Source organism: Kitasatospora sp. NPDC005751, assembly GCF_040630835.1.
Taxonomy (GTDB): Bacteria; Actinomycetota; Actinomycetes; order Streptomycetales; family Streptomycetaceae; genus Kitasatospora.
In genome coordinates, this window is the sequence record NZ_JBEXYC010000052.1 from 1 (window position 1) to 15,893 (window position 15,893).

The 15,893-nt window shown below is 74.9% G+C and carries 13 protein-coding genes; 9 read left to right on the forward strand and 4 right to left on the reverse strand.

The window, feature by feature from the left end:
- Positions 1–59 precede the first annotated feature (59 nt).
- The 8 genes from ABZ497_RS29705 to ABZ497_RS29740 all read left to right on the forward strand — a co-directional run bounded on the left by ABZ497_RS29705 (position 60) and on the right by ABZ497_RS29740 (position 8,544).
- Positions 60–995 (forward strand): helix-turn-helix transcriptional regulator, encoded by a 936-nt coding sequence (locus ABZ497_RS29705; RefSeq protein ID WP_359809632.1) that lies wholly within the window; start codon positions 60–62, stop codon positions 993–995.
- An 882-nt stretch (positions 996–1,877) separates the two neighbouring features.
- Positions 1,878–2,984 carry a phytanoyl-CoA dioxygenase family protein gene (locus ABZ497_RS29710; RefSeq protein ID WP_359809633.1) on the forward strand — a complete coding sequence of 369 codons (1,107 nt, stop codon included), beginning with the start codon at positions 1,878–1,880 and terminating at the stop codon, positions 2,982–2,984.
- Between the two features lie 14 nt (positions 2,985–2,998).
- Positions 2,999–4,312, forward strand: a complete 1,314-nt coding sequence (locus ABZ497_RS29715) for a DUF6271 family protein (RefSeq protein WP_359809672.1) — start codon at positions 2,999–3,001, stop codon at positions 4,310–4,312.
- Between the two features lie 21 nt (positions 4,313–4,333).
- A complete protein-coding gene (locus tag ABZ497_RS29720) occupies positions 4,334–5,587 on the forward strand; it encodes a type III PLP-dependent enzyme (protein WP_359809634.1) in 1,254 nt (417 codons plus the stop codon).
- The gene (locus ABZ497_RS29725) at positions 5,584–6,231 is read left to right on the forward strand and encodes a GNAT family N-acetyltransferase (RefSeq protein ID WP_359809636.1); all 648 of its coding nucleotides are present in this window, start codon (positions 5,584–5,586) and stop codon (positions 6,229–6,231) included. Before ABZ497_RS29720 ends, ABZ497_RS29725 begins: the two co-directional genes overlap by 4 nt.
- Before the next feature lie 2 nt (positions 6,232–6,233).
- On the forward strand, positions 6,234–7,505 hold the full coding sequence (locus ABZ497_RS29730; protein WP_359809673.1) for an MFS transporter: 1,272 nt from the start codon (positions 6,234–6,236) through the stop codon (positions 7,503–7,505).
- Between the two features lie 122 nt (positions 7,506–7,627).
- The gene (locus ABZ497_RS29735; protein WP_359809638.1) at positions 7,628–7,981 is read left to right on the forward strand and encodes a DUF6204 family protein; all 354 of its coding nucleotides are present in this window, start codon (positions 7,628–7,630) and stop codon (positions 7,979–7,981) included.
- 89 nt (positions 7,982–8,070) lie between these two features.
- Entirely contained in the window at positions 8,071–8,544 is a 474-nt protein-coding gene (locus ABZ497_RS29740) for a MarR family transcriptional regulator (protein WP_359809640.1), read from the forward strand.
- Between the two features lie 760 nt (positions 8,545–9,304).
- On the opposite strand, the gene ABZ497_RS29745 is transcribed toward ABZ497_RS29740, so the two are convergent.
- The 3 genes from ABZ497_RS29745 to def all read right to left on the reverse strand — a co-directional run bounded on the left by ABZ497_RS29745 (position 9,305) and on the right by def (position 12,529).
- On the reverse strand, positions 9,305–10,738 hold the full coding sequence (locus tag ABZ497_RS29745) for a transcription antitermination factor NusB (protein WP_359809642.1): 1,434 nt from the start codon (positions 10,736–10,738) through the stop codon (positions 9,305–9,307).
- Positions 10,739–10,985: 247 nt separating this feature from the next.
- Positions 10,986–11,933, reverse strand: a complete 948-nt coding sequence (fmt, locus tag ABZ497_RS29750) for a methionyl-tRNA formyltransferase (RefSeq protein ID WP_359809643.1) — start codon at positions 11,931–11,933, stop codon at positions 10,986–10,988.
- 50 nt (positions 11,934–11,983) lie between these two features.
- Entirely contained in the window at positions 11,984–12,529 is a 546-nt protein-coding gene (def, locus tag ABZ497_RS29755; RefSeq protein ID WP_352290778.1) for a peptide deformylase, read from the reverse strand.
- 394 nt (positions 12,530–12,923) lie between these two features.
- Between def and ABZ497_RS29760 the strand changes: the two genes are divergently transcribed.
- Complete coding sequence (locus ABZ497_RS29760; RefSeq protein WP_329486766.1) at positions 12,924–13,535, forward strand: hypothetical protein; 612 nt, start codon at positions 12,924–12,926, stop codon at positions 13,533–13,535.
- 149 nt (positions 13,536–13,684) lie between these two features.
- On the opposite strand, the gene ABZ497_RS29765 is transcribed toward ABZ497_RS29760, so the two are convergent.
- A complete protein-coding gene (locus ABZ497_RS29765) occupies positions 13,685–15,775 on the reverse strand; it encodes a primosomal protein N' (RefSeq protein WP_359809646.1) in 2,091 nt (696 codons plus the stop codon).
- Positions 15,776–15,893: the final 118 nt, after the last annotated feature.

Consider the following 15,893-nt stretch of genomic DNA (forward strand, 5'->3'; position numbering starts at 1 on the left):
GGGTGTGCTCACCGTGCTCTCCCCAGGCACGACGGCGGCGCGTCGGCCAGAATCGGCACATGAGTTCCCCGACCGCCCTCGGCGTCTTCCTGCGTTCCCGCCACGCCCGGCTGCTGCCCCAGGAGGTCGGCCTGCCCGGCGCGGGCGCCCGGCGGCGGGTCGCCGGCCTGCGCCGCGAGGAGATCGCCGAACTCGCCGGGGTCAGCGTCGACTACTACACCCGGATGGAACAGGGCCGGGTCCGCAACGCCTCGCCGGCGGTGCTCGACGCGCTGGCCCGGGCGCTGCGCCTGGAGGAGCAGGAGACCCGGCACCTGCACCGGATCGCCCGCCCGGCCGCCGCCACGCGGCGGGCCGCGCCGGCGGCGGAGGAGCCGCAGCGCGTCCGGCCGATGCTGCGGACCCTCCTGCGGTCCCTCCCGGAGCTGCCCGCGCTGGTGATGGGGCAGCGGATGGACGTGCTGGCCTGGAACCGGGCGGCGAGCGCGCTGTTCGGCGACTTCGCGGCCCTGGAACCCGCCACGCGCAACATCGCCAGGATCACCTTCCTGCACCCCGAGTCCCGTTCCCTGTACGCGGACTGGGACGAGTGCGCGCGGGGGAACGTGGCCCATCTGGGCATGGAGGCGGGCCGCCGGCCCGACGACCCGCGACTGCGCGAGCTGATCGGTGAACTCGCGATGAAGAGCCGGGAGTTCCGTACCTGGTGGGCCGAACGCCCGGTGCGGGACAAGACGTCCGGGGTCAAGCGCTTCCACCACCCGGTGGTCGGCACGCTCGAATTGGCCTACGAGACCCTGCGGGCGGCCGACGACCCGGCCCAGGCGCTGATCACCTACGCGCCCGAGCCCGGCAGTCCGTCCGAGGACGCCCTGCGACTGCTGCTGGCCTGGACGGCGCAGCAGACCCCGGCCGACCACCCGGCCCCACCGACCGGCACCGCCCAGGGCCGCCCGTCGGACGACCACGCCCGGCGCGAGGACCACGCCCGCTAGGCACCGGACAGGCCGGCTCCCGGCCCGCCCCCACCCCGGCCCGCCACTGGCTCCAGCGCCGTCGCCATCCCCGTCACCAACGCCGACCCGGCGGCCGCTCATGCCCCGATTGCCCGAAAGGGCAACCGCCCGGCGCCTTCGGGCAGGGGTCGCCACCGGCCGCGCAGGCCGTTCCTCCGCCGCAACTCCGGCCTGGTCACCGCCCGTTCCCACGGATCGCGACGGCGGCCGCGAGCCTCCTCCGGAGAAGGGTTGACACCACAAGTTGGTCTAGTCCACCGTAGGGGAAGCAAGTTTGACGAGGTGGGAAGTCCCGGCGATGCCCCGTGCCGGACACGCGAGTTGGCCGACGCCGCCGCATGTCCACCGAGGGCGTCAACGACGCGTCGGGGGCTTCGAACACAAGAAGGAGGAAGGAATCCCGGCCCCGTCCCCGCGGGAAACGGGCGGTCCGTCCCTGGATGCGACAGCCCCGAGGGCCCGACCGGGCCCGCCACCCCCGCAGGAACCGCACGCGCGCTGAGCGCCGCCGGGAACCGCGAGACCCGCAACCTCCCCGCTGTCCGAAGCCCCGTCGCCCGACACCCCGATCAACCACCCTCCGCCCTCTCCCCCTTCACCTTCACCCTTCACCCGACCGGCGCCTTCGGCCGCGCTCTCCCAGGAGCCGTCCGCCGCCGGCCGTTCGTGGCCACCGCGCCCCGAACCGTCCGCGCCCGAGCACGCGTTGCCGCCGGTCGGCCGTCCTCCGACGCCGCCCTGCGGCGATGCCGCCGTGCGCGCGGCGGAACGGGAACGGCGGTGCGTACGGGCGCAGGAGCCGCCCCGTGAACCGGCGCCGCGTCCCGGCCGCAGTAGTTTCCCGACCTCTGGAGTGATTGCATGCCGAAGCCTGACGGATACCTGTATCGGGCCGCCTCCGACACCCCGTACTTCAGCAACGACGGCGAGACCTATCTCGCCAGGACACCGCTGAAGGACATCGAGAAGGCGCGGCCGCTGCGCGTGCTCTCCGAGGAGGACTACTCGTTCTGGCAGACGTACGGCTACGTCGTCGTCCGGGAGGCGATCCCGGCCGAGGCGGCGAAGCGGCTGCTGGACTTCGCCTGGGACTTCCAGGGCCTGGACCCGGAGCGGCCGGAGACCTGGTACGAGGAGCGGGAGTTCGCCGACGAACTGGCCCAGCACCTGCACATCTACGGCTTCGTCGAGGCCTACCAGCACCAGCTGATCTGGGACAGCCGCCAGGCGCAGCGGGTCTACGACGCGTTCGTCGACGTCTGGGACTGCGAAGAGCTCTGGGTGACGCTGGACCGGCTCAACCTCAACCCGCCGAACGTCGGCAACCGTGACCGCGCGCTGATCGAGGCGACGGACAAGGGCTTCGACATCGAGCTGCACTGGGACGTCGACACCACGCTCGGCATCCTGCCGCAGCGCGTCCAGGGGATCATCGCGCTCAACGACACCCGGCCGGACCACGGCGGCTTCCAGTGCAACCCCGAGCTGTTCCGGCGGTTCAACCAGTGGCAGGCCGCTCAGCCGGCCGACCGCGACCCGATCCGGCCCGCCGTCGACCGTGCGGAGTTCCCGGTCGTGCGGCCCGAGTTGAAGGCCGGCGACCTGCTGATCTGGAACGGCCTGCTCGCCCACGGCGTGGCCCGCAACACCTCGGAGCAGGGCGTCCGGGCGGTCCAGTACCTCTCGATGATGCCGGCGCTGGAGGAGCACGAGGAGCTCAAGGCCTCGCGGATCGCCTCCTGGCGCGACCTCTCCACCCCGACGTGGAACAAGACGCTGGTGGGCGACCCGCGGAAGCACGAGTCGCTGCGCTACGGCAAGGCCGGGCTGAGCGACCTCGGCGCCAAACTGCTGGGCCTGGAGTCCTGGCACGCCGAGCAGCGCACCGGACCGGAGACCGAACCGAACACCGCACAGCACACCGCACAGCACACCGTCCGACACAGCACCCCGGACGGCGACGCGTGAACCGGGCCGCCGGCGTGGACAGGATCTGCCTGACCCTGCCCACCAACCGGGCCTGCGCCGACACCATCGCGTCGATCGGCGAGGAAGCCGCCTACGCCGCCGCGCAGTTCGGCGTCGAGGTGCACCTGCTGGTGCTGGACTCCTCCGACGAGCCGACGTTCGCCGTCCACGCCAAGGCCGTGGACGCGCTGCCCGGGGCGGCGGGCGTGGTCGTGCACCACCTCGACGAAGCCCGGCAGCGGACGTTCCTGCGGCGGGTGATCGACGCCGCCGCGGTCGCCGAACCGGCCCGGGTGCTCGACCTGATGCTGCCGGACGCCGTCTCCTACGGCGCCTGCACCAACCGGGCGTTCCTGATCGCCGCCGCCCTCGGCTGCCGCTCGGTCCACCGCCGGGACTCCGACAGCCACTACCAGGTCCTGGACGGGAAGCCGGTCTTCCCGATCCACCACGAGCTGCTGTCCCTCGGGAAGCGGGCGGCCGACGCGGCGGCCGGCGTCACCGAGAACGCCCTCGACCCGGCGCACGCCGAGAAGCCGGTGGCGATGGTCGGCGGCTCCTTCGTCGGTGAACTCTCCGTCGACATCGGCGAGATCCGCGAGCTGGACCCGGCCGTCTACGACGAGGTCGTCGCGCTCTGGGCGCCGGCCGGGGCGTCGGAGGAGGAGAAGCGGGAGCTGGTCGACGACTCCTTCGTCGGCGGTGGCACCGACCCGTTCACCGAGGACCGCGCCGTCCTGGACCTCCCGGACATCTGGCGGGTCGACATGTGCAACATCGGCTTCGACCACGCGGTGTACGAGCGCCTGCCGCTGCCGTCCGCGACCGACACCATCGGCAGCGACTACTTCCTCCTGCACGTGGTGCGCGACGCCACCCTGCCCGGCGTGGTGCACAACCGGCACATCGTGAACTACTACACCCCCGAGCGCCGCACGGGCGCCGGATTCACCGCCTACCAGCTGCGGTTCACCAAGTTCCTGCTGTCGATGCTCTACCTCTACCCGGTGTACTTCGACATGGAGGCGGCGGGCGGTGCGCTGCTCGACGACGAGCACCGCGTACGGGTCGCCGTGATCGCCGACTCCGTCCGGCGCAGCATCGGGACGGACCGGACGGAGAACGTCCGCCGGCTGTCCGTCCTGGACGGCGCCTACCGCCGACTCGGCGGCAAGTACGCCGAGTTCGCCGACCATCTGCTCACCCTGCGGGACCGCCTGCTCGACGAGGCGCAGGCGGACACCGAGGACTTCGCACTGCTGATCGGGGCGTGGGGTCCGCTGGTGCGGGCGTGCAAGGCCACCGGCCCCGAGCAGCTGGCCCGCTGACCGGGCCTGGAGCTATCGACGATGTCTGAGAACACACTTCTGCGCGCCGCCCTGGCGGCCGCGACCGACGACCGGATCTACTACGACCTGGACGGGATCGAGGGCCAGTACACGGCGCTGCTGCGCGAACTGCCGGGCATCGCCGTCCGCTTCGCCATGAAGGCGTGCCCGGTGGACGAGGTCCTCGCCCACCTGGCGGAGCTGGGCGCCGGCTTCGACGCGGCCGGCCCGCAGGAGATCGCCCAGGCCCTGCGCACCGGCGTCCCGGTCGAGCGGATCCACTACGGCAACACCATCAAGTCCGATCGCAACATCGCCGAGGCGTACCGGCTCGGCGTCCGGGACTTCGCGACGGACAGCCTGGAGGACGTCGCGGCGCTCGCCGTCCACGCCCCGGGTGCCCGGGTGTTCTGCCGGGTCGCCACCACCGGGGACGGCGCGCTCTGGGGCCTGAGCCGGAAGTTCGGCTGCTCACCGGCGGACGCCGTCCTGGTCCTGGAGGAGGCGCGCGCGGCGGGGCTGACCCCGTCGGGGCTCTCCGTCCACGTCGGGTCGCAGCAGATGACCTCCGACGCCTGGCAGAGCGCGCTGGACTCGCTCACCGCCGTGGTCGAGGAGCTGGACCGGCGGGGCATCCTGCTGGACCACGTCAACCTCGGCGGCGGCCTGCCCGCCCTCGGCGTCCTCGACAAGCGGGGCCGGCCGCTCGACCCGCCGGTGGACAAGATGTTCGCCGTACTCCGGGAGGGCATGCAGCGACTCCGGGAGGTGTCGGCGGCGCCGCTGGACTTCCTCCTGGAGCCGGGGCGCCACCTGGTCGCGGACCACGGCGCCATCCGGACCCAGGTCGCCCGGCTGACCTCCCGGCAGCAGCTCGACGGCGAGCGGCAGCACTGGCTCTACCTGGGCTGCGGCAAGTTCAACGGCCTGTACGAGATGGACGAACTGCAGTACCGGATGGAGTTCCCCGCCCACCCGCGGGACTCCGCCACCGAGGGCGGCTACATTCCGGCCGTCGTCGCGGGCCCGACCTGCGACAGCGACGACGCGTACACCGACGACGACGGCCTCGTCGCGGTGCCGGCGGCCGCCGCCTCCGGGGATCCGGTCTGGATCTTCTCCTGCGGTGCCTACGCCACGGCGTACACGACCCAGGGCTTCAACGGGTTCGAGCCGCTCCCGTACACCTGCGTCCGCCGGACCGACAGCACCGGCCGCCCCGCCCCTGCGCCTACCCGCACCCCCGTTCCCGTCTCCGAGGGAGGTCCCGCATGATGGCCGACGAGATCGCCGAGGGCGTCCGCGTCCGACTGCTGGCCGCCGACGACTGGGACGAGGTCGTGGCACTGGAGGCCCGCGCCTACAGCGCGAGCGGTCTGTCCGAGGGGCGGGCGGCGCTGGAGTCCCGGGGCCGGGCCTCGCCCACCACCTGCTTCGCGGTGGAGCACCGGGGGCGCCTCGGCGGCTACCTGCTCGCCCTGCCCTACCCGCTCCACGCGTGCCCGGACCTGAGCCGGCCGGAGGCCGCCGGCGTCCGGTCCACCAACATGCACGCGCACGACCTGGTGATCGCCGAGGAGCTGCGCGGCCGGGGGCTCGCGCCCCTGGTGCTCGGCCACCTCGCGCGAACGGCCCGGCTGCGGCGGTTCGAGACCATCTCGCTGGTGGCCGTCCGGGGCAGCGAGGTCCTCTGGGCCCCGCTGGGCTACCGCGCCGAGCCGGAGGTCGAACTCCCGGCGAGCTACGGCTCCCAGGCGGTCTACATGTCGATGTCCCTGCGCACGGCTCCCCCCGCCGCGCCTCCCCTCCCGGCGGCTCCCACCCCCACGGCCCTGCTCGCCGCAGCCGGCTCCGGGGCGCCGCCGCACCCCCACGGCCCGTTCCCCGGGTCGCCCCTGAAAGACGAAGTGGTTCGATGAACATGCTCCGCCTGCGCGACGACTACCGCCGAGCCCAACTGGCCATCGCGGCCCTGTTCTGCTTCCTCGGCTTCCAGTACGCGACGTGGGTCTCCCGCCTGCCCGCGCTGAAGAGCCGGCTGGACCTGAGCGAGGCCGAACTCGGCCTGCTGCTGATGGTCTGCGGGGTGGGCGCGGCGGTGTCCTTCCCGCTGGTCGCGGCGCTGATGAAGCGGCTCGGTTCACGGCTGCTCGCCACCCTGTCGGCGCTCGCCCTGGGCCTGGTGCTGCTCGGACTCACCGTGGCGCCCAACTACCCGGTGACCCTGGTGGTGGCCTGCTTCGACGGCATCGCGGTCGGCTGCCTGAACGTCGCGATGAACGCGCAGGGCGCCGCCCTGGAGGTCAAGTACCGGCGGACGGCGATGTCCAGGCTGCATGCCACCTTCAGCGCCGGCTCGCTGCTCGCCGCCCTGCTCGCCTCCGGCGTCAACGCCTTCACCACCACCCTGTCCGTGCACTTCGGCCTCGCCGCCGTCGTCCTCCTGCTGCTCCTCGGGCTCGCCCAGACGGGCATGCTGACGGATGACCAGAAGGCGGCCGCGGAAGCGCCGGAGGCCGCCGAGCCGCAGGCGCCGAAGAAGCGACGCGGGCTGACGCTGCCCTCGCGGGTGACGATCTGGATGGGCCTGGCGATGGTGTTCGGCACCATCACCGAGGGCGCCATGAACGACTGGTCGGCCCTCTACCTGAAGGATGTCGTCAACGCGGCGCCCCAACTGGCCCCGCTGGGCATCGCCGTCGTCTCGGTCATGATGGTGGCGGCCCGGATCTTCGCCGACGGCTGGCGCACCCGCTTCGGCGACGGGCGGATCGTCCGCGTCGGCAGCCTGCTGGCGGGCGGCGGCCTGGCGCTCGCGCTGCTGGCCGGCGGGGTGGTGCCGACACTGCTCGGGTTCGCCTGCGTGGGGCTGGGCGTCGCGGCCGTGACCCCGTGCATCTACGTGGCCGCCGCCCGGCAGGGCTCGGACGCGCTGGCGCTGGTCGCCGCCACCGGGACGACGGGCCTGCTCGCGGGGCCGGCGGTGATCGGCTTCATCGCCAACGGCAGCAGCCTGGTGTGGGGCATGGCCGCGGTGGCCGCGTCCGCCGCCGTCGTCTCACTCTGCGCGACGCAGATCCGCTGGCCCGCGCTGGGCGGCGCGGACGACGCGGACGACGCGGAGCCCGCCGCGCCGGCCTCCGCCGGCCCCGACGGCCTCGCGCCGCCCGAGGCCGCCCTGCGCGAGGCCTGAGCCCGCCGGGGCACCGGGTGGGATCCCACCCGGTGCCCCGGGCCCGACCACCGGCTACCCCGGGGCCGCCCACCGGTGAAACGCGGTGGAACCGGACCGGCCCCGATGGCTAGGGTCGAGGGATGACCACTCGCACCTTCCGCGTCACCGTCCGCGGCTCCTTCGACGGCCTCGACGCCGACCAGCACGCCGAACTCCTCGCCCGCGCGGCCGAACACGACGTGCTGTACGCGTCGTTCACGCCCGAGGGGCACCTCAGCTACGACCTCGCCTCGCGCCCCGCCTTCACCTTCCGCTTCCTGGACTCGGGCGAGGCCGAGGAGGACATCCTGGAGGCCGCCGACCGGGCCGAGGGGGCGGCGAAGGCCTGGCTCGACGAACACGGCTACGGCTACAAGAACCTCCGGTCGCAGGCCGAGGACCTCTCCCAGGCCGCCGTCGGCAAGCGCCAACGCCGAGCCGCCCGCACCGCCTGATCCCACCCCGCACGATCCCGCACCCCCCGCTCCGCCACCTCCTCGACGGCTCAGTCCGCAGCTATACTTGAGCAGTCAAGGAGGTGGCAATGAGTTCCACACTGGACGCGGCCCTGCGCCTGGTCCGGGCGCAGGCGGCCCTGGTACGGCGGTTCGACGCGACCCTGAGCGGCCTGCACGGGGTCAGCCTGGCCGATTTCACCCTGCTGCTCCGGCTGGGCCAGGCGCCCGGGGGCCGGATGCGCCGGGTGGACCTCGCCGAGGCGCTCGGCCTCACCGCCTCCGGCGTCACCCGGGGGCTCGCCCCGCTGGAACGCATCGGCCTGGTGACCCGCGAGCCGGACGCCCGGGACGCCCGGGTCGCCTACGCGGCGCTCACCGACACCGGCCGCACCCTGCTCCGGGACATCCGCGCCACCGCCGAACGCGTCGCCGACGAGCTGTTCGCCGCGCCCTCCTGGAGCCCGGAGGACGTCACCCTGTTCGCCGGCCTGACCACCCGCCTCGGCGGCACCGGCCTCACCGACCGCCCCCTGACCACCGACCCACCGCCGTCCGCCTGAGCGGATCATGACCGGGTCGTCCCATCTGTCGGGCACCGGGATCGCGGACCTGCTGACCCAGGCGGGCCCCTTCCTGACCGGCGCACTCGGCGCCCACGGCACCGCCCTCCTCACCCGCGCCGAGCAGGCGGCGGCCGACGCCACCGCCAACACCGGCCGCCGACTGCTCCAGCGCCTCCGGCAACGTGGCGACGCGACCGAACGCCCCGCCCCGGAGGCCCCCGATGGACCGAGTAGACCGGACGGACCGGATGGACCTGACCGACCCGCCGCTGCTCTGCCACTGGACGTCCGCCGAGGGCACCTCCACGCTCGCCGTCCACCGCACCCCTGCCGGGTGGGAGTTGCTCGCGGCCTCCCCGTACGTGTCCGAGTCGCTGCCGTTCGACACGGCCGACGACGTCCGCGCGCTGGCCCGTGCCCTCGTGGAGCTGCCGTCCGGCCCCGAGCCGTTCGAGGCCGAGTGGTACCTCGCCGCCCCCGACAGCGAGGGCGACCAGGGCCACTTCGCCACCCTCGCGTGCGGCCTGGACCTCCGCGCCGGCCACCGCCCGTACCTCGCCTACCAAGCGGTGCACCGGTTCGGCTCCTTCAGCATCCCCGGTGCGGACCTGTACTGCGACGACCTCCCGCTCGACCGGCTCCGCCACCAGGCCGCCGCACTCCTCGCCGCACTCGCGACGCCCTGGCGAACCGGCCCCCGGCAGACGCCGGAGGGCCGGCCGCACCCGCGACCGGCCCTCCTTGCCCCGCCTCCCGGCTACGCCGTCCGGCGCAGCAGCGCCAGGTACATCGCGTCGGTGCCGTGCAGATGCGGCCAGAGCTGGACGTCCGGGCCCTCGCCCAGCGACGGCACGCCGGGCAGCAGCGGGCGGGCGTCGATCCACTCGACCCGGCCACCCTGCTCCCGCAGCACGTCGTCCACCACGGCCCTGGTCTCGGCGAGGTGCGGCGAGCAGGTCGCGTAGCCGACGACGCCGCCGATCCGGGTGGCGTCGATGGCGCCGCGCAGCAGGTCGCGCTGGAGCGGGCCGAAGGCGGCGACGTCCGCCGGCCGGCGGCGCCAGCGCGCCTCGGGGCGGCGGCGCAGCGCGCCGAGGCCGGAGCAGGGGACGTCCACGAGCACCCGGTCGAAGCTGTCGGCGCGCCACGCGGGGCGGGTGCCGTCGGCGGCGATCACGGTGTACGGGCCGGGGTTGCCCTCCAGCGTGCGGGCCACCAGCCGGGCCCGGTGCGGCTGCTTCTCACTGGCCACCAGGGCGGCGCCGCGCTGGGCGGCCAGGGCGGCGAGCATCGCGGCCTTGCCGCCGGGGCCGGCGCAGCCGTCCAGCCATACCCGGTCCGGGCCGTCGAGCGGCGCGGCGGCCAGGGCGAGCGCGACCAGCTGGCTGCCCTCGTCCTGGACGCCGGCGCGGTTCTCCCGGACGGCCGGGAGCGCGCCCGGGTCGCCGCCCTCGGCGAGCCGGAGCGCGAACGGGGACCAGCGGCCGGGCTCGGCCTCGGGCAGCGTCTCGGCGAGGTCGGCGACGGCGATCCGGCCGGGGCGGGCGACCAGGGTGACCTCGGGGCGCTCGTTGTCGGCGCGCAGCAGCTCCTCGATCGCGGTGCGGTCGGAGGCGTCGGGCTGCCAGCGGCCGAGCGAGTCCCAGAGGGCGGCGACCACCCAGCGGGGGTGCGAGTGGACGACGGCGAGGTGGTCCTCGGCGTCCTTCTCGTACGGCGGGGCGACCTTGGCGATCCAGGCGTCCAGGTCGTGGGCGCTGATCCGGCGCAGGACGGCGTTGACGAACTTGGCCTTGCCGTCGCCGAGGACCACCCGGGCCAGCTCGACGGTCGCCGAGACGGCGGCGTGGCTGGGGATGCGGGTGGTGAGCAGCTGGTGGGCGCCGAGCGACAGGACGTCCAGGACCGGCGGGTCGACCTTGCTGAGCGGCCGGTCGATGCAGGCGGCGATGACGGCGTCGTAGGTGCCCTGGAGGCGCAGCGTGCCGTAGACCAGCTCGGTGGCGAGGGCGGCGTCGCGCCGGTCCATGCCCTTCTGCTCGGCTTCGCGCAGGAGGGACGGCAGGATCAGGTTGGCGTAGGCGTCGCGCTCGTCGACGGCCCGCAGGGCGCGGAACGCGACGATGCGCGCCGGGTCCTTCTTGGGACGACGGTGCGGACGGGGCGCGCGGCCGGCGCTGGGAGTGCTCAAAAGGTGCCTCAAAGTGCTGCGGTGGTTATCGAACGAACAGTATTCCCCATGGTCCGGGGAGACTCGTCGCCCGGGGAGACTCGTCCGAAGGTACACCCCGGCCCCGGCCCGTGCCGGACCCCGGACCCGCGCCGTACCGCTCCCGCGCCGGGCCCGGCGGCCCCGCCCGGGCGAGGCGGGACCGGCGGCACGGCATTCGGCGGCACGGCATCCGGCACGGAAGCGCTGTCCCGGCGGAAGCGCCGTCCTACGGGCGCGCGGCGTCCTCGAAGCGCTCGCCGGACTCGATCCGCGCCCCCCGGGCCCAGTCGGCCGCGCGCATCGGCTTCTTGCCCTGCGGCTGCACCTCGCCCAGCTCGATCTCGTGGCTGCCGGTGCCGACCCGGATGCTGTCCTTGCCGACGGCCAGCTCCCCGGGGGCGAGCGCGGAGGCGTCCGCCAGCAGCTTCACCGGGCCGGAGACCTTGAGCCGCTCACCGCGGAACAGCGTCCAGGCGCCGGGGGCGGGGGCGCAGCCGCGGACCACGCGGTCGATCCGCAGGGCGGGGTGGGCCCAGTCGATCCGCGCGTCCTCGACGGTGAGCTTCGGCGCGAGCGTGATGCCCTCGGCGGGCTGCGGGACGGCGTGCAGCGAGCCGTCGGCGATCCCGTCCATGGTGGCGGCGAGCAGCCGGGCGCCGGAGTGCGCGAGCCGGTCGAGCAGCTCGCCGCTGGTGTCGGCCGGGCGGATCTCCTCGGTGATGACGCCGTAGACCGGACCGGAGTCCAGGCCCTGCTCGATCAGGAAGGTGGACGCGCCGGTGACCTCGTCGCCGGCCAGCACCGCGTGCTGCACGGGGGCGGCGCCGCGCCAGGCCGGGAGCAGCGAGAAGTGCAGGTTGACCCAGCCGTGCGTGGGGATCTCCAGCGCGCCGGGGCGCAGCAGCGCGCCGTACGCGACCACCGGGCAGCAGTCGGGGGCGAGTTCGGTGAGGCGGGCGATGAACTCCGGGTCGCTGGGCTTCACCGGCTTGAGGACCTCGATCCCGGCCTCCTCGGCGCGCTGGGCGACGGGGCTGGCGACCAGCTTGCGCCCGCGGCCGGCGGGGGCGTCGGGGCGGGTGACCACCGCGACGACCTCGTGCCGGTCGGAGGCGAGCAGGGCGTCCAGGGCGGGAACGGCGACCTCGGGGGTGCCGGCGAACACGAGGCGCATCAAGGGCCTTTCTGGTAGCGGGAATTCCGTAGGAGCGGCGACCGGGGTGGTCAGCGCGCGGAGCCGAAGGTGCTGTGCGGGGAGACCCGGACGACGGGCGCGGGGCCCTCGCCCCAGTCCGCTTCGCGGATCGCCTTCAGCGCTTCCTTGCGCCGCTCACGGTCGAGGCGGTCGATGAAGATGATGCCGTCGAGGTGGTCGGTCTCGTGCTGGATGCAGCGGGCGAGCAGCTCGGTGCCCTCGACCGTGACCGGATCGCCGTACATGGTGAAGCCCTTGGCGACCACGCCGTACGCGCGCCTGGTGTCGTAGCGCAGGCCGGGCAGCGAGAGGCAGCCCTCGGGGCCGTCCTGCTCCTCCTCGGTCAGCGACAGGTCGGGGTTGATCAGGTGCCCGGTGACGCCGTCCACGTGATAGGTGAACACCCGCAGGGAGACGCCGAGTTGGGGAGCCGCCAGACCGGCGCCGGGGGCGTCGAGCATGGTCTCGGTGAGATCCCGGACCAGGTTGCGCAGTTCCTTGTCGAAGGTGGTCACCGGCTGGGCGGTGGCCCGCAGGACGGGGTCTCCGAAAATGCGGATCGGCTGGATCGCCACGGCGTACGGGCTCCTGTCCGTCGGGGAGTTGAGGAGTGCGGGAGGTGCGGGACTTCGGCGTTCGGGTGTCGGGCGTTCGGCGTGCCACGGGCGGGCCCCGGGAGTTCGGGCCACGGACCGGTCACCGACCGGTCACCGACCCGCCCACGACCGCCCGACGGGCCGACCACCGGCCAAGTCTATGCAATCGGATCGCGGCACCGCCCGCCCCTCCGCACCGCTCCCGCGCAGGCCTTCGGCTCCCGGCACCGTGTTCTGGCATATCCCGAGTCGGCCCGGCTGCGTGACCCCGGCGGGCGGTCCGGCGTTGGTCAAGTGAGATTGACCGGGGCCGGAACGCGCGGGACATCACGTTCCGGCCGAGCTGAACCGTACGGAAGGTGGCACGTAGGCCATGGCCGAGCAGATCAATCACGACGCCCGGGCGCGGGCGAGCCTGCACCTGCTGGTGCGGGACATCGAGCGGGTCCGGCGGCAGGTCGACGCGCTGCGGACGCTCACCGCCCAGCTGGGCAACGTCTACCGTCCGCGCCGCCCCAGTACTTCGGCCGGGTTCGTGGTGTACGGGCGGGCGCCCGCGCCGACGGTGCGGCTGGCGCAGGAGCTGCGCGAGAGCGTGGAGACGCTGGTCGCGGCGGCGGTCGAGTTCGACCGCGCGCTGGGTTTCTCCTGGGACTCGGTGGGCTCGGCCCTCGGGGTCACCAAGCAGGCGGTGCACCGGCGCTACGGGATGCGCCGGCCGACCAGCGAGCTGCTGGCGGCCGGCGGGGTGCCGGCCGGCGGCGTCCCGGGGGTGCCCGGTCCGACCCGGCCGGACCGCTCCGAGGAGCTGCCGGCCGCCGCTCCCGCCCCGACCGGACTGGCCGCGACCGTCCCGGCGGCCCGCCAGGGCGGCCTGGACCGCAGCGCCCTGGACCGGGCCGTACTGGAGCGCGCGGCGGCGCACGACCGCCCTACCCACGACCGGGGCGCCCTGGACCGCCCCGGCATCCCCCTGCGCGGCTGAGCCCGACGGCAGCCCGTGCGGTCCGGCCGATCACGCCGAACCGCACGGGCCCCGCCCGGCCGAAGCCACCCGAACCACCGGCCCACACCCGCCGACGCCACCCGAGACCCCGGCCCACACCCTCCGGACCACCCGACCGCCCCCGGACCTCACCCGATGTCCGTCGGATCGATCCGCACCTTCACCGCCTCCGGCGTCCGCAGCGCGATCCGCGCGATCTGCGCCGCCTTCAGCGCCGTCGCCAGCGCCGCGCCCTGCCCGGGCGGCACCCGCAACAGCGCCCGCTCCTGCTCCTCCCCCCGCAGCGCGGGCGCCGGCACCGGCCCCAGCACATCCGCCTCGGAGGGCAGCCGGATCAGCCCGAGCAGATCCGCCACCGCCGCCGGGCTGCCGCTGACCGAGGCCATCCGCGACACCGGGGGGAAGTGCAGCTGCGCCCGCTCCTCCAGCTCCATCCCGGCGTGGCCGAGCGGGTCCCAGCGGACCAGCGCCTGCACCGGCCGGGCGGTCGGCTCGGCCACCACGACCACCGCGCCGCCCTCCGTCGACGGCTTCACCAGCGCGGCGGCGGTCAGCCAGAGCCGCAGCGTCTCCTCGCCGGCCCGCAGGTCCGGGCGGCCGAGCAGTGCCCAGCCGTCCAGCAGCAGGGCGGCCGCGTAGCCGCTGCCGCCCTCCACCACCGGCTCGGCGCCCGGGGTGGAGATCACCAGGGCGGGCTCGGCGGGGACGGTCGCCAGCACCGCGTCCCGCCCGGAGGTCCGGACCGGGATGCGCGGGAACGCCTTGCCCAGCTCCTCCGCCGTGCGCCGGGCGCCGATCACCTGGGCCCGCAGCCGGAACGAGCCGCACTCCTGGCAGTGCCAGTCGGCCGCGCCCTCCCCGCACCACCCGCACTGCAGCGGCGCGTCGGCGGCCGAGGCCTCCAGCGGGCCCTCGCAGCGGCGGCAGCGCGCCGGCGTGCGGCAGTTCCCGCAGGACAGCCGGGGCACGTAGCCGCGGCGCGGCACCTGGATGAGCACGGGGCCGCCGCTCGCCAGGGCCTCCCGGGCCACCTCCCAGGCCACCGAGGGCAGCCGGGCGGCCTGGGCGGCGGCGTCCCGGTGCTGGTCCTGGTCGGTGACGGTACGGACCCTCGGCGCCACCTGCCGGACGGTCTCCCGGTCGGCCACCAGCGGCCGGGCCCAGCCGGTGCTGACCAGCTGCGCGCCCTCGACCGTGACGGCGTGCCCGCCGAGCAGGACGCCAGCGCCCTCCTCCGCCGCGCGCAGCAGCGCGACCTCCCGCACGTGCGGGTGCGGGCTGCGCGGATCGCTGTGGCTGCTGTCGCCGTCCGACCAGACGACCACCAGCCCGAGGTCGTGCACCGGCGCGAACATGGCGGCGCGGGTGCCGATGGCGGCGCGCACCGAGCCGCGGCTCACCGTGAGCCAGCGCCGGTAGCGCTCGCGGGGGCCGAGGTCGGCCGCCAGGGTCGCGTGCATGCCCTCCCCCAGCAGCTCGGTCAGCGCCTGGTCGACCCGCGCCACCGACCGGCCCTCCGGCAGCACGACCAGTGCGCCCCGCCCGCTCGCCAGCGTGGCGGCGACCGCCCGGGCGATCTCGTAGGGCCAGCCGGGGCCGGGCAGCGCCGTCCAGACCGCGCGCGGCTGGCCGCCGGCGGCCAGCGCGGCGAGGAAGTCGGGCCCGGCGGGGTAGCGGGACCAGCCGCCGGGCTGTGGTGCCCCGGGCAGCGGGCCGGGCGGCGGCGAGGGCTCGGCCTCGGCCTTGGCGTGCCGGGGCGGTACGGCCAGCTGGAGGACGTCCGCCAGGGTGCCGGCGTACCGGTCGGCGACGGTGCGGCAGAGCCGGAGCAGCTGCGGGGTGAGGACCGGTTCGGGCGAGAGCACCTGGGCGAGCGGCGCCAGCGGACCGGGGAAGTCGCTCTTCTCCAGCCGTTCGACGATGAACCCGTCGTGCAGCTCCCCGCCCTCGCGCTGGCCCTTCACCACCCGCGCCCCGAAACGCACCCGCACCCGGACGCCGGGCCGGGCGTCGTCCGCCATCGCGGCGGGCACCTCGTAGTCGAAGAACTTGTCGATGGTCAGGACGCCCTTGTCGACCACCACCCGGGCCACCGGCAGGTGCTCGGCCCGCTTGGCGCCGTGCCACGTCCGGGGCTTGGCCCGGCGGACCGTCTCCCGGATGAAGGCAAGCTGCTCCGGCGCCGCCCCGGCCTCGTCACTCCCCTGCGTGCTGCTCATCGCTCCCAGTACTACCAGGTCACACCGACATCACGCCCGCACCGGCCCCCGACCGGGGAACGCCGCAGGCGGCGCCCGCCCCCGTGTCGGGGCGGCCGCCGCCTGCGGTCCGATCGGT

Coding starts and splice junctions, on each gene's coding strand:
- ABZ497_RS29705 (WP_359809632.1), top strand. CDS start 60: ATGAGTTCCCCGACCGCCCTCGGCGTCTTCCTGCGTTCCCGCCACGCC.
- ABZ497_RS29710 (WP_359809633.1), top strand. CDS start 1,878: ATGCCGAAGCCTGACGGATACCTGTATCGGGCCGCCTCCGACACCCCG.
- ABZ497_RS29720 (WP_359809634.1), top strand. CDS start 4,334: ATGTCTGAGAACACACTTCTGCGCGCCGCCCTGGCGGCCGCGACCGAC.
- ABZ497_RS29725 (WP_359809636.1), top strand. CDS start 5,584: ATGATGGCCGACGAGATCGCCGAGGGCGTCCGCGTCCGACTGCTGGCC.
- ABZ497_RS29730 (WP_359809673.1), top strand. CDS start 6,234: ATGCTCCGCCTGCGCGACGACTACCGCCGAGCCCAACTGGCCATCGCG.
- ABZ497_RS29735 (WP_359809638.1), top strand. CDS start 7,628: ATGACCACTCGCACCTTCCGCGTCACCGTCCGCGGCTCCTTCGACGGC.
- ABZ497_RS29740 (WP_359809640.1), top strand. CDS start 8,071: ATGAGTTCCACACTGGACGCGGCCCTGCGCCTGGTCCGGGCGCAGGCG.
- fmt (WP_359809643.1), bottom strand. CDS start 11,933: ATGCGCCTCGTGTTCGCCGGCACCCCCGAGGTCGCCGTTCCCGCCCTG.
- ABZ497_RS29760 (WP_329486766.1), top strand. CDS start 12,924: ATGGCCGAGCAGATCAATCACGACGCCCGGGCGCGGGCGAGCCTGCAC.
- ABZ497_RS29765 (WP_359809646.1), bottom strand. CDS start 15,775: ATGAGCAGCACGCAGGGGAGTGACGAGGCCGGGGCGGCGCCGGAGCAG.